The organism is Yersinia thracica (assembly GCF_902170565.1).
GTDB lineage: Bacteria > Pseudomonadota > Gammaproteobacteria > Enterobacterales > Enterobacteriaceae > Yersinia > Yersinia thracica.
Window position 1 is genome coordinate 32798 of the sequence record NZ_CABHXX010000069.1, and the last position, 14412, is coordinate 47209.

Genomic DNA, 14412 nt, shown 5'->3' on the forward strand with positions numbered 1-14412 from the left:
CTTCTTATAACCAGTAAGCGATTCGACGCTTATAGCGCCCATAAACTATAAGTGCGAATGACCATCCAAGCACAGCAAGTGCAAGTGCTATACCCCAACTAACCATTCCGGGTAATTGGCCAAGTAATGGAGCTCGTACAATATTGATCAGATGAAAAACAGGGTTAAATCCTAGAATATATACCCCGACTCTCTCTGGTACTAAATGTGGCATCCACATTATCGGTGTGAAATAAAATATTACATTTAGTAGGCTGGCAATAATTTGGGGGAGATCTCTATATCTTGCGCACAATATACCCAGTACAAGTGCTACCCATGTTAAATTTAGTACAGTTAGCATAAATCCGGGAATAGCAAGAAAAGCATAAATAGTTAATGGTTTACCGACAGCCAAAAATACTAAAGGAAGGATAACAATGTTATGGCCTAATATAAGGATATTACGCCAAATAATCCTTAATATATGCACAAATAAAGGTATTGGAAGTTGTTTGATTACACGTTCTGCACTTATAAACCCAGCGCAGCCTTCATTGACGGTTGTGGTGAAAAAAGTCCAAAGAATCATGCCGCAAGCGAGGAATGGCAAAAACTCGGCAAGTGGTGCTCTAAAGATAGAACCAAATACTATACCAATAGTGCCAATTATTACCCCCATACTGATAGTCAACCAGAAGGGGCCTAATGTTGATCGGCGATACCGTTGTCTCACGTCCTGCCAACCCAGCATTCCCACTAATGAGAAACGTCTTATTGCAGCGATAATATCTTTTAGGGCGACTTGTATAGAACTACCTTGCATTAGTTTAATCCAGCGATGAAAGTCAGGTATTTTAAACTGTAGCGTAGTGTAGTCAACTTCTTTAGATTCCGCATTGATGCCTCTCAAAAATGCAAAAAAATAAAAAATATTGTCACTAAATAAAGCATTATAGTGAACTCAGTTATAATTTGAGTTTTTTTGATAACAAAAAGCATAATGGCATAATAAAGGAGACTATTCTTAACCAAGGTTGTACAGGGGCTAAAAAAGGAAAGTATGTTAGTGTATTTTATGCCAGCGAGTTGTTTAAAGGGCTTTTACTCATTTGTCTAAAGGGGTGATATGTGTCAGCACTTATAACGCATATTTACCTTGGCACAATGTAACCATTTGTTTTACATGTTCATTGTATGTTGGTGATGTGGGTGTCTTATCCGTAATAATAGTATGCTGGCACTCGTTGATAACCTTTGAGCCGAAACTTTCAGTCAATCGACAGCAGATGAATAGATTTAATGATAGGGTTATCATTATGCTGTTTACCCATCAGGGTAATTTACCGGTGCTGAGTTTTTTAATACTAAGCGTTAGTGTAATGCGTGACAAATTTAATCACGTCTCACTAATTAATTCGTCAGAGTATCAGGCTGCTGCCTGGTGCCTTTTTGACCTCACTATCACTAATATTTGAGTGACTATGAGCGCAGAATCCCATCATCTTTACAGTCAGTTACCCGCCATAGACAGCTTGTTGCGGTCGCCAGAAATGGCCCCTTTGCTGGATGAATATGGCGCAGCTCTGTTAACTGAAACCCTGCGTTTGATGCAGGCCGAGGCCCGTGAATATATTGGTCAATTCCATACATTGGCTGATTGGTGCGCGGATTGGCCAGCGGCTTTACGTCAGCGATTAAACCAACGTCAACCCGCATTGAAACCCGTTTTTAACCTCTCCGGCACGGTTTTACACACTAATTTAGGACGAGCACCTTTAGCGGAATCCGCTATTGCTGCGGTGACTGACGCCATGCGTGGCGCGGTAACTCTCGAATATTCCCTGAGTGGCGCGGGTCGCGGTCATCGTGATCGCGCGGTGGCCGATTTACTCTGCGAACTGACCGGGGCGGAAGATGCTTGCATCGTCAATAATAATGCCGCCGCAGTATTTTTGATGCTGACGGTCATGGCCGCCGGGAAGCAGGTGGTGGTTTCTCGCGGCGAATTGGTCGAAATTGGCGGCGCTTTTCGCATTCCAGATGTGATGCGTCAGGCCGGTTGTGACCTGGTTGAAGTTGGCACCACCAACCGCACCCATCTGAAAGATTACCGCCAGGCGATTAATGAACACACCAGCCTGCTGATGAAAGTGCACACCAGCAATTACAGTATTGAGGGCTTTACGGCCTCGGTACCGGAGCAACAATTGGCGGCTTTGGGGCATGAATTTGCTATCCCAACCGCGACAGATCTGGGTAGCGGTTCGCTGGTGGATATGACCCGCTACGGCTTACCGGCTGAGCCGATGCCACAGCAATTGATTGCGGCGGGGGTCGATTTGGTGACTTTCTCGGGGGATAAACTGCTTGGCGGCCCACAGGCGGGGATAATTCTCGGTAAAAAACAGTGGATTGAACAATTACAGCAGCATCCGCTCAAGCGGGTATTGCGGGCCGATAAAATGACATTGGCGGCGCTGGACGCCACTTTACGCCTCTATCAGCAGCCCGACCGCTTGAGTGAATTGTTACCGACCCTGCGGCTACTGACTCGTCCGGCGCAGGATATTGCCGAGAGCGCCCAGCGGGTGTTGGCGGCACTCAATGGCAGCTATGGTGTCGATTTTACACTGGCTGTTGAGCCATGCTGGTCGCAAATTGGCAGTGGATCATTACCTGTAGACCGGTTACCCAGTTGGGCGGTAACATTTACGCCTAAAGATGGCAGCGGCAGTGCGCTGGAAGCATTGACGACACGCTGGCGTAGCTTGGCTAAACCCATTATTGGCCGCGTGGCCGATGGGCGCTTATGGTTGGATTTGCGCTGTCTGGAGGATGAGGCGGCGTTGCTCAGGGAGTTGGCACCATGATTATTGCAACCGCGGGACATGTCGACCACGGTAAAACCACGCTTTTACAGGCCATTACCGGGGTTAATGCTGACCGCTTGCCGGAAGAAAAGCAGCGCGGAATGACCATTGACTTGGGTTATGCCTATTGGCCACAACCTGATAACAGCATCATTGGGTTTATTGATGTCCCCGGACATGAGAAATTTCTCGCCAATATGTTGGCTGGCGTGGGCGGCATCAGTCATGCTTTGCTGGTGGTGGCTTGTGATGATGGTGTAATGGCGCAAACTCGCGAGCATCTGGCGATTTTACGGCTGACGGGGCGGCCGATATTGACTGTCGCGCTAACTAAAGCCGACCGAGTAGATGACGAGCGGATTGAGCAAGTTCGCCAACAGGTGATGGCTGAGCTGTTGGCCCAAGGCTGGTCGGCAGAGCAAGTCACTCTGTTTGTCACTGCGGCTACAACCGAGCGTGGTATCAGCGAATTGCGCGAACATCTGGCGCAATGTCACCAGCAAGATGAAAATAATAGCCGGTTACTGCGGCGTTTTCGGCTGGCGATTGACCGCGCATTCAGTGTGAAAGGCGCAGGTTTAGTGATCACGGGGACGGCACTCGCGGGCAAGGTGGCGGTGGGCGATATCCTATGGCTCACTGGCAGCGATTGCCCGGTACGGGTGCGGGGCATTCATGCTCAAAACCAAGATACGCAACAGGCGCAAGCGGGGCAGCGCATTGCGCTGAATATCACCGGCGATATTAGCAAACAACAAATCAATCGCGGCGACTGGCTATTAACGCAACAGCCGCCAGAATCCGTTGATCGGGTTTTGGTTATTGTCGATGCCGATGAACCCATACAGCATTGGCAACCGCTGCATTTACATCATGCCGCCAGCCATATTACCGGGCGCTTTTCACTGCTGAGCAGCACTCAGCCGGAGGGTAAATCCCAGTGGATACTGGCCGAGATATTGCTGGATACCCCCCTATGGCTGGCTGAGAATGACCGGCTGATCCTGCGGGATATTGCCGCGAAAAAGACATTGGGTGCCGCGCGGGTTATCCACCTGGCAGTACCAAAACGAGGTAAGCGGCAACCGGCCTTTTTGGCGTGGTTAACCGCGTTAGCGCAAGCAACAACAGACACTGAAGTGCTGGAGTTGCATTTGGCGCAAGGGCCGATTTCTGTGAGTAAGTTCAGTTGGGCGCGCCAGCTTAGCAGCCATAATATGGCCGCATTATTGGCAGAGACTGACTGCGTTATTGCCGGCGATATTGCATTGTCGAGCCCGCATGCCCAGCAAGCGCAACAAACCTTATTACATGTTTTATGTTTGTATCATCAACAGCATAGTGACCAGTTAGGGCTGGGCCGGGCACGTTTGCGGCGCATGGCATTGCCGACACTGGATGAAAATTTAGTGTTTCGTTTGATTGATAATTTGCTGACACAGGGCACGCTAAAGAATACTCGCGGCTGGCTGCACCTGCCCGAACATGGATTAGGATTTACCGCGCAAGAACAAGCACGATGGCAGCAAGTTGCCCCCTATTTTGTTGATTTACCCTGGTGGGTACGTGATTTAGCCGCAGAGTTGGCAATGGATGAAAGCGAAATGCGCAGCTTATTACGCAAGGCCGCACAACTGGGCTACATCACGGCAATTGTTCCCGATCGCTATTATCTGAGCCAGCGTATTGAGCAGTTTGCTGATTTAATTCGTGAGCTGGATGCCAGCCAAGGCAGTGCCAGTGCCGCGGATTTTCGTGACAGACTGGGTATCGGTCGCAAATTGGCGATTCAAATTCTTGAATTCTTTGACCGCAGTGGCTTCACCCGCCGCCGGGGCAATGACCATTTTCTGCGCGACAGCGGGCTGTTCTCTGCTGGGAATTGACTATCTCATTTATCTAGCATGAGAACACTGGCAGAGATTGCAGAGGAAATAAAAGGTATCCGTCAGCAGCAGAAACCCAAACAATCTGATATGCGGCTGGTTAATGGCATGACGCAACAACAGGTTCTAAGTTTGAAAAAGGTGGAGATATCAATATTTCCACTCTGCTGCGTATTCTGGATGGCTTTAATTTGGAAATGGTCTTCGTGACGCGCGAACAAGCTCGGGAGTTGCGCCAAGGGCTGAACTCGATAAACATGGCCGAGATTGACAATAACGGCGAGCATAGTAACCCATGGCAGGAGAAATATAAACATCTGGTGCCAACAGGTTTGCTTACTGCAGCTCGCCTTGCCGCTTATATCGCCCACATCACTTTTATTCATTACGTAATATATCTACATAAGCCTGATAGACGTAGGTTTTACCTCTCATCCGACCCGTTGTTTCCACAAGTACACCTGCATTTACAAGTGTTCTGATGGCCGTGTTCGCAGTAGGAAATGTAACGTCTAACTCCACCTGAGCTCGTTCTACGGTCAATTTTGGCATTGTTGGTAATAACTCAAAAAGGCGCAACGTTGGCAAAGTACTTGATGCAATGCTGAGAACTTTCTTTCTGTCTATTGCGATTAGCGAAGCTATCTGAATGATGCTCCGCTGTGCTTCTTCTGCAGCAAATTCAACCCATTCAAGAAAGAATAATACCCACGACTCCCAATCTCCATTACTCCTTATCTCTGACAAACAACGATAGTATTCTGCCTGATGAGTCTTCAGATACCCTGATACATACAATAAGGGTTCAGGCAAAATATTCCATGCTTCAAGTAACATGGCTATTAGCAAACGGCCGATGCGCCCATTACCATCAAGAAAAGGGTGAATAGTTTCAAACTGAGCATGTACCAAAGCTATCCTTACCAATGGCGGCAATGCTGATTTTTCGTCGTGTATAAAAAGTTCAAGGTCTGCCAGTAAATTGCCGACTTCCTCTGGAGGGGGGGGGACATACAACGCATTGCCTGGGCGTGTACCGCCAATCCAGTTCTGACTGGTTCGCACACTACCTGGCTGCTTATTCGCACCACGAACACCATCCAGAAGAACTTTGTGGGCTTCCATTAGCAAGCGAACTGATACAGGTAATCCAGTTGGAGAACTTATCTGTCCACGAACAAATCTGAACGCTTGCAGATATTGAGTAACTTCCTCAACATCATCCGCATTTGTTACAGGCAACCCTGCTTCTTCATCAAAAACATCTGTCAGCGTCGCCTGAGTTCCTTCAAGCTGTGAAGTGAGCAACGCTTCTCGCCGTATTGCGCTGTAGATGAGCCATTCTCCTGATGTAACCAGACCGGACATGCCTGACAGTCTGGCCAGAGCAAGCTCAGCCTTGTTGTTGAGTTCTTGATACGATATCGAGTCTAGGTCAGGGGCAGATGGCGGTAAAGACGCTGGCACAAAGGCATTGACGACTTCCTGATGGCTATGGGTTGTCACAAATCGACCAGATACACGCTTCATTAAAGACCCCTTTAATAAGACCAAACGTTATTAAACAACTCTTTAATAACATAGGCAGTCATTAAAAGTCTCTTTAATTAACAGTTTTATCGCTACGCAGTGGCATTGTTCCAGATAGCGGGCCGAAAGATATAGACTACTCTGTAGCCAATGTCTCCGGCTGTTTACGGATAAAAATCATCACCAAGCCCAGCCACAGCAGGCCACTGATGAGATTGAACAGATTAAAGACTCCGCTGTTGCCCCACAAATAGGCCACTTTGGCGAACTCAATTCCCAAGGTGAAGACCATCATACTGATCATCCCCATGGCCGCCGACACAGTGCCTTTACTGATATCGCTGGAGAACAGGGTTAGGCGCACCAAACCGGCGTTCGCCAGGCCGATACCAAAAGCATAGAGACTCAATCCCGCCGTCATCCACAAATAAGCATGAGATGAATAGAGGGTAGAGCCGGCGGCAATCATCAGGCCAATAATCATCGGGCCTGCGCCATAGCGGATAAGCTGTGGAATTGAGGTTTTGCCGCTGAGTCTCGCCAGTGTCAGGTTACCGATAATCAGTGCGCCGAAAATGGGCACCTGCAAAACGCCATATTCCACAGTAGATAATTTTTCACCGCTGATCAGAATCACTGGCGATTGTGCAATCCATGCCAGCAGGGGCAAGCTGGCAAAGCCCAATGCCAGGGAGCCGCACAGAAAACGGCGGTTGGCGAGCACTTGCTTATAATCGTGCCACATCGCCCCCACTGACAGTTTTTCCCCTTTGCGCGAGGCGGTTTCTGGCATTGCACGCCACAATCCGGCAAATGAAATTGCACCCAGCACCGCGAATATCACAAACATGGATTGCCACGGGGCGACATGTATCAAGGCGGCACCGGCCAAGGGGCCGAGCAGCGGGGCAATTAACGCCACATTTGCCATCAGTGCGGTGATTTTAATACAGACCGCTTCTTCAAATGATTCCTGAATAGTGGCGTAACCGACAGCGCCGATAAAGCACAGGCCGATCCCTTGCAGGAAGCGCATGGCGATAAACTGTTCAATTGACGTGACCAATAATATGGCAAGGCACGTCGCCACAAAAAATGCGACGCCAACCAGCATCACCGGGCGACGCCCACGGCGATCCGATAATGGCCCCAGCAACCATTGCAGAAACATCCCGCCAGCCAAATAAGCTGTCATGGAGGTCGGAACCCACTCAATGCTGGCATTAAAATCGGCAACCACCGCCAGCATACCGGGCTGAATCATATCGTTAGCGATATAGGTGGTAAATTCGAATAATACCAAACACAGGGGAAATAAAAGCGCCCGTCGACCTAAACGCGTCGCGGGTGAAAATGAAGTTTGCATAAGTTAAGTTGTTAATAATAAACACAAAAAAATGAAACATTCAGATAAAGTATAGCATCTGAGTGTGTTAGGGCGGTTATTTTGCCGTCAATGTAACGTTATAGCAACAATTACCCTTCGTAGATTTTGGGTAATGCCTTTCGTCCTTGATGTAGTTTCATTTACTTTGGGTATAAGTCGAATTTACGTTATTGTTTGCAACCTGATTATTGGCGTCCTAAATAACTAGGCGCTTCTAAGTATACAAACGGGTGATTGAGAGTATGCATGACCAATAAGATAGGCTGGATTGATAACTTGCGGGCCGTCGCCTGCATTATGGTGGTCATGATCCACGCCACGACTTATTACGTCACTAGCGGTGCGCAGGTGGGAGAAGTGAATTGGGACATTGCCAATTTGCTGAACTCGGCCTCTCGAGCTTGTGTGCCTTTGTTCTTTATGATCTCCGGTTATCTATTTTTTGGTGAAAAAAGCGCGCAGAAAAAGCATTTTACCCGCATTGGGCTGTGTTTGTTGTTCTACAGCTTGATTGCACTGATTTATATTTCGACGCTGACCCCCATCAATGGTTGGGCGGCGCTGAACAATATTCTGCAAAAACCGGTGTTTTATCATTTATGGTTTTTCTACGCCATTATCGTGGTTTACCTGGTTTCACCGCTGATTAATGTTAAACCGGTATCAGGTCGCTATCTGGCGGTGGTCATTCTGCTGCTGGCGGTGGTGGCTAACCCGCAGACCAGCCAATACACCTTTGGCGACTTCCATTTATTGCCAATAAATCTCTATATCTACGGCGATACTTTCTATTACTTATTGTATGCGCTGCTGGGGCGGGCCATTGGCATGCTTGATACGCGAGGGCGGGCCATCAGTTGGGGCGCGGCATTGTTGTTTATTATGAGTGTGATATTTATTGCTATCTCAACGGAGAAACAGACGCGAATCAATGGCAGCTTTGCGGATACCTTCTATATGTACTGCGGCCCGTTGGTTTTTGTTGCGGCGGTATCACTGCTGGTGTGGTTTAAAAATTGTCTGAATCAGCCTATTGCCTGGTTGAGTTGGCTTGCCGGGCATTCGCTAGCGATTTACGGTTTCCATGCGCTTATTATTCATTTTATCCGCACCCATCATTATGATTTTACTGGCCATCCGGTGCTGGATATTTTCTATGTCTTCGCATTAGCGCTGGCGCTGAGCACCTTATTCTCAATGGGATTACAGTGCATTGACCGGCGGCGATTAGTCAGTTAACTGTGACCTGCCCGCGCTGTTGTGCGCGTCGAAGCTGGCGGGCGGAGGAAAACCCCGCCGCCAGTGCCGCTTTCTCTAAATTAAACCCCTCTTGCAGGCGGACTTCAGCCACGGCGACCCGCAGTTGCTCATGAAATTCTCGCACACTGATCCCGACATGCTCGCGGAATAATCGGGTTAAATGACGGCTGCTGACATGGGCTTTCTGCGCGACTTGAAGCAGCGACCACTCCGCTTGGGGGGCTGCGGACATCACATCTTGCGCCCGATGTACCGCCGGGTGGAGATGGTTGCGGTAACGTAACCACGGTGAGAGTTGGGGATCATCCCCCGAGCGGCGGAAATAAACCACCATCTCCCGGGCCACTTCCAGCGCGGTTTGCGGGCTACAATAGCGGCTAATCAGATGCAAAGAGAGATCAATACCGGCGGTAATTCCCGCGCTGGTGTAGACCCCGCGATCTTCCACAAAAATACGATTTTCTTTGGTTTGTGCCGCCGGAGCTTGTTGGCGCAGCCGTTCAAGCACATGGTGATGAGTCGTGCATTGGTAGCCATCCAGTAGCCCGGCTTGAGCGGCTAACAACGCCCCAGAACAGACACAAACTAGAATGGTTTTTTGCTGTGTAATCGCGGCTTTCTGCTGTTGTAGCCAGTGGCGAGCTATTGTTGCAGTCTCGGTCGCAAAATAGTGGCGCGAATCGCTCACCCCCGGCACCACCAGTAAACTGCCTTCCGGTAAGCTGTCTGGCAGCGGCTGCAACTGGCCCAACATCATCTCAGTGGAAGACATTACTTCTGGTAACGGACTGATATAAAACAACTTAAATGAACATGCCAGCCGTAGCGTTTCAGCGGGGCCGGTTAAATCCAGCGATAACACGCCGGGCAGCAAGAGAAAATAGACATTTCGTTGCATTATTAATCCACAGTTACCGGTTGATATATCCACTTTGATGCTAGGGACATAAGGCTCTTTGGTTAAATATCACTTATTGTATAATTCATCCAGGACATGCAATGTTTCTGCTACGGTATGAACCGCAGCAAACCGGTCGATGAGCACGGTTGCGGTGCGTAATTTTAATTCAGCACTGCTCAGAACAATGCCATTAGGCTGAGTCATAGGGAACGTCAATGTGGCATCCGTGACAAAAGTGACTTGATAACCCAAATCTGACGCCACGCGCGCTGTGGTTTCACAACATTGTTCAGTGCGCATGCCAGCAATAATCAGGTGATTTATTTGTCGCTCCTTAAGCCATTGAGCCAGCCCTGAGTCAGTCAGTGCATTATGCACCCGTTTATGCACGGTGACATCCGCTTGATGGGACACCAGCGACATGGGCTTAACATAGCCAGAAGCCAGTGAAAACGGGCCATCAGGAGCAACATGGAAGACATCCACTAGCGCAATGCCCCGCTGTTTACAGCCCGTAATCAGTTGGTTCAGTGCTGTAGAGAAAGCGGGTAAGTCTTCTTGCCGCCAAAAAGATTTATGTTCGAAAGATTGTTGAACATCAATGATCAGTAATGCACTGTGAGTCATTTCCGGCCCTCCGCCATATGGGTATGGCCTCATTATTAGCGGGTTTTGAATTGAGAGGAATGCCAAATCCGGCCATCATAGGGAGTAAAAGGGACCAGATTTTACTTCCGCTCCGGTAGATTAAAAAGTTAATGAGAAAAATATTCATTAAAACAGTTTATTGGCCGAAAATACTTATTAAGGGAAAACGTTATTCACGGTAAGACGATATACATTGGAATGGAATAAACCATGAAAGACCTTAATAACGCGATGTTGATAAAAAAAAGCTATCAGTTAAATAACGTCCTGATGGGAATAGCGCTTTTACTTGGCACGGGAGTGAGTCAGGCGGCAATCAATCTGGACAGAACGCGGATTATTTTCAATAGTGCCGACACATCAGCCAGCATTGTTTTGCAAAATAAAAGCGAGACATCGCCTTATTTGGCGCAAGCTTGGTTAGAAAATACAGCCGGACAAAAAGTGGATAGCCCATTATCTGTGTTACCCCCGATACAGCGGATTGATACGGGGCAGAAAAGCTTGGTGCGCATTATTTCGCTACCGGATGTTGAGCAGTTAGCCACTGATCGTGAAACTTTGTTCTATTTTAATGTACGGGAAATACCGCCGAAGAGTGAAATAACTGATGCGGTACAAATAGCGATTCAAAGCAAAATAAAATTATTTTATCGACCAGCGGCGATTAAAGCGGATTATAAGAATGTCTGGCAGGAGAAATTACAGTTTAGCCAACAAAGAGAAATGCTTAAAATTCATAATCCTACGCCGTATTACGTCACGCTAGGGCATTTAAATCAGGATAATCACGGTAATTTCCCCGGTTTTGACAGTGTCATGATTGCGCCATTTAACACTGAGTCCATCGAGACTCCCGGATATAATGGTGACCATTATAGCATCGGCTATATGGATGATTTTGGTCAGATGATCATTCGTCATGTTAACTGCTCGATAGGTCATTGCCAGATTCAGGCTGTGGAAAAGAAATAATCCTCTCCACAACCTGTGATGCGTTATAGGCTGCACTTTAGCTTATTCACACAATCTAGCCTATTCACACAATTTAGCTTATTCATACAATTTAGGTTATTCACATAGTGGCAGTAATTGCTGGCAAAGCTTTTTAAAGATGACGCGACGATCAGCATAATTCTGATGGCGTAGTGCATCTGGAAAATGTGTTTGCTCCAGTGGTAGCGCAGGCAATAAATCAGCTAATGGAATATCCGGATTGAGAGCAATTTGGGCTAATCGGGCGGCACCTAAAGCAGGGCCGACATCACCTCCAGTTCGATACTCCAGCGTTTGGCCGCTAATATCTGCCAGCATTTGACGCCAATAAGGGCTTCGCGCTCCGCCACCAATTAATGTGACCGATTTGGGCTGTAATCCACTGGCATGCAGGGCATCCATTCCGTCGGCTAAAGCAAATCCTACTCCTTCCAATACCGCACGGGCTAAATCTGCCCGGCCATGTTCATGGGTAAAGCCCCAGAAAGCCCCTTTAGCATTCGGATTATTATGAGGAGTTCGTTCGCCAGAAAGGTAGGGCAAGAACCACACTGGCGTGGCGGCTTGCGGCGTATTTGCCACTTCATCAATCAGCGCAGGAACACTCTCGGCCCCGGTAAGTTGGCAAGCCCAATCAAGACATGACGCGGCGCTCAACATCACTGACATCAAGTGCCAGGTATGCGGCAAAGCATGGCAAAAGCTGTGCACGGCGCTGGCCGGGTTACTCAAAAAGCCATCACTGACCGCAAAATAGACGCCGGATGTACCCAGCGATAGCATTGCCTGCCCGGTTTGATACAAGCCCACCCCGATTGCTCCGGCAGCATTATCACCTCCGCCAGCAACCACCGGAACAGAGTTGATACCCCAGCGGCGCGCAATATCGGCACTGACATGGCCGGTAATCTGGCTACCTTCGAACAGGGCGGGCATGTGCTGGCGATTAAGGTTGCAGGCCGCCAGCATTTCATCGCTCCAGTCGCGTTTTGCCACATCGAGCCACATTGTTCCTGCGGCATCGGACAGATCACTGGCAAAATCGCCACTGATCAGAAAACGTAAATAATCTTTGGGTAACAGCACCTTATCAATGCGATTGAAAATATCTGGCTCATGTTCTGCCAACCATTTCAGCTTCGGTGCAGTAAAGCCCGGCATCATCAGATTGCCGGTAATGTGGCGGGATTCCACTACTGCTTTTTCCAGCGCCTGGCACTGAGCAAAACTGCGGCCATCATTCCATAAAATAGCCGGGCGCAGCACCCGATGCTGTTTATCCAACAAGGTTGCGCCGTGCATTTGGCCGGTCAGTCCGAGGGCTTTTACTTGTTTTAAATCATGGTCTGTGGCTAAGAATTTCATAGCCTGATCAGTGGCTTGCCACCAATCGGCGGGGTCTTGCTCAGACCATAAAGGGTGTGGGCGGGAGACGGATAATGCTGCACCTTGGCTGGCAATGACTTGCCCGTTTTCGGCCAGGAGAATGGCTTTAACGCCGGAGGTGCCTAGATCGATGCCAAGGTACATAGGTGTTCCTCATATTAATAGGCTATTTTTCAACAAAATTTCATCTATTCGGCGCAGGCATCAGATAAATAAAACTATCAGCCAAAGATATAGCGGTTAACCAGATTTTCCAGTTTCTCTTGATGACCACTGTGGTGCTGTGGGTTCAGATTATGTTGGCCGGCATAGCGCGCCAAATCTTCCAGCGACAGTTTGCCTTGCAAAATTTGCTGGCCCAACTCTGTATTCCAACCGGCATAACGTTTCGCAACCTGTTGATCTAACTGACCACCTTCAATCATTTTCGCTGCAATTTTCAATGCTAATGCCATCGTGTCCATCGCCCCGATATGGCCATAGAACAGGTCGTATTTATCGGTGCTTTGGCGGCGTACTTTGGCATCAAAATTCAACCCGCCGGTAGTGAACCCCCCAGCTTTGAGGATTTCAAACATCACCAGTGCATTTTCTTCCACACTGTTTGGGAACTGGTCGGTATCCCAACCCAATTGCGGGTCACCGCGGTTGGCATCCACTGAGCCAAAAATACCTAATGCAATCGCACTGGCAATCTCATGATGGAAAGAGTGCCCGGCCAAAGTGGCATGGTTGGCTTCAATATTAACTTTGATCTCTTTTTCCAGCCCAAACTGCTTGAGGAAACCATAAACAGTAGCAACATCATAATCATACTGATGTTTGGTCGGTTCTTGTGGTTTTGGTTCGATTAACAAGGTGCCCTGGAAACCGGTTTTATGTTTATGCTCGACCACCATTTGCATAAAGCGGCCAATTTGCTCACGTTCTTGCCGTAAATCTGTATTTAACAGCGTTTCGTAGCCTTCGCGCCCGCCCCACAACACATAGTTTTCACCCCCAAGTTTTTGGGTGGCATTCATGGCGGTAAAGACTTGAGTCGCAGCCCAGCTAAAAACCTCTGGATCTGGATTGGTTGCCGCCCCAGCACCGTAGCGCGGGTGAGTGAAGCAGTTAGCTGTGCCCCATAATAATTTTACGCCGCTACTTTCTTGTTTCTCGGCCAACACATCCGTCATGACGGCGAAATTATTCAGATATTCTTTTAATGATGCACCTTCGGGTGAAACATCGACATCGTGGAAGCAGTAATAAGGCACATTCAGTTTATGGAAGAATTCAAAAGCCACATCGGCTTTGCGTTTGGCCAGGGTCAGAGCATCGCCAGCCTGTTGCCATGGGCGCTCAAACGCATTGCTGCCAAACATATCCGCCCCGCCCCAGCAGAAGGTATGCCAGTAGCAAGCGGCGAACCGCAGGTGATCGGCCATTCGCTTACCAAGGATAATTTCATCCGGATTGTAGTGATGAAATGCCAGTGGATTAGTGCTCTGGCTACCTTCGTAACGCACTTGTTCTAATTCATTAAAATAAGATTGCATGCCATACTCCTTGGAAGCTGACCCG

Annotated in this window: 11 protein-coding genes; 4 read left to right on the forward strand and 7 right to left on the reverse strand. The window is 48.4% G+C overall.

Going from position 1 to position 14412, the window contains the following annotated elements:
• Positions 1-4 precede the first annotated feature (4 nt).
• Complete coding sequence (locus FTA91_RS08275) at positions 5-805, reverse strand: ABC transporter permease (RefSeq protein ID WP_050112148.1); 801 nt, start codon at positions 803-805, stop codon at positions 5-7.
• Between the two features lie 658 nt (positions 806-1463).
• On the opposite strand from FTA91_RS08275, the gene selA reads away from it, so the two are divergent.
• The gene (selA, locus tag FTA91_RS08280) at positions 1464-2852 is read left to right on the forward strand and encodes an L-seryl-tRNA(Sec) selenium transferase (RefSeq protein ID WP_050112147.1); all 1389 of its coding nucleotides are present in this window, start codon (positions 1464-1466) and stop codon (positions 2850-2852) included.
• Entirely contained in the window at positions 2849-4738 is a 1890-nt protein-coding gene (gene selB / locus FTA91_RS08285; protein ID WP_145534764.1) for a selenocysteine-specific translation elongation factor, read from the forward strand. Before selA ends, selB begins: the two co-directional genes overlap by 4 nt.
• 378 nt (positions 4739-5116) lie before the next feature.
• On the opposite strand, the gene FTA91_RS08295 is transcribed toward selB, so the two are convergent.
• Together FTA91_RS08295 and FTA91_RS08300 are read right to left on the reverse strand one after the other, a co-directional pair.
• Positions 5117-6268, reverse strand: coding sequence for a Fic family protein (locus tag FTA91_RS08295; protein ID WP_145534767.1), 1152 nt, complete (start codon positions 6266-6268; stop codon positions 5117-5119).
• A 136-nt stretch (positions 6269-6404) separates the two neighbouring features.
• Positions 6405-7634, reverse strand: coding sequence for an MFS transporter (locus tag FTA91_RS08300; protein ID WP_145534770.1), 1230 nt, complete (start codon positions 7632-7634; stop codon positions 6405-6407).
• A 267-nt stretch (positions 7635-7901) separates the two neighbouring features.
• Here FTA91_RS08300 and FTA91_RS08305 point away from each other — a divergent pair, with 267 nt between their 5' ends.
• Positions 7902-8894, forward strand: a complete 993-nt coding sequence (locus FTA91_RS08305) for an acyltransferase (protein ID WP_145583173.1) — start codon at positions 7902-7904, stop codon at positions 8892-8894.
• Here FTA91_RS08305 and FTA91_RS08310 read toward each other — a convergent pair.
• Both FTA91_RS08310 and FTA91_RS08315 read right to left on the reverse strand, forming a co-directional pair.
• The gene (locus tag FTA91_RS08310) at positions 8887-9813 is read right to left on the reverse strand and encodes a GlxA family transcriptional regulator (RefSeq protein WP_050112142.1); all 927 of its coding nucleotides are present in this window, start codon (positions 9811-9813) and stop codon (positions 8887-8889) included. The two genes, FTA91_RS08305 and FTA91_RS08310, sit on opposite strands and share 8 nt — an antisense overlap.
• Positions 9814-9882: 69 nt before the next feature.
• Positions 9883-10443 (reverse strand): isochorismatase family protein, encoded by a 561-nt coding sequence (locus FTA91_RS08315; RefSeq protein ID WP_050112141.1) that lies wholly within the window; start codon positions 10441-10443, stop codon positions 9883-9885.
• 231 nt (positions 10444-10674) lie between these two features.
• Between FTA91_RS08315 and FTA91_RS08320 the strand changes: the two genes are divergently transcribed.
• A complete protein-coding gene (locus FTA91_RS08320) occupies positions 10675-11439 on the forward strand; it encodes a fimbrial biogenesis chaperone (RefSeq protein WP_145534772.1) in 765 nt (254 codons plus the stop codon).
• 96 nt (positions 11440-11535) lie between these two features.
• Here FTA91_RS08320 and xylB read toward each other — a convergent pair whose 3' ends face one another.
• Positions 11536-12990: a xylulokinase gene (gene xylB, locus FTA91_RS08325; protein ID WP_050112139.1), complete on the reverse strand. Its 1455-nt coding sequence runs from the start codon at positions 12988-12990 to the stop codon at positions 11536-11538.
• A 77-nt stretch (positions 12991-13067) separates the two neighbouring features.
• Positions 13068-14387, reverse strand: a complete 1320-nt coding sequence (xylA, locus tag FTA91_RS08330; RefSeq protein ID WP_050112138.1) for a xylose isomerase — start codon at positions 14385-14387, stop codon at positions 13068-13070.
• Positions 14388-14412: the final 25 nt, after the last annotated feature.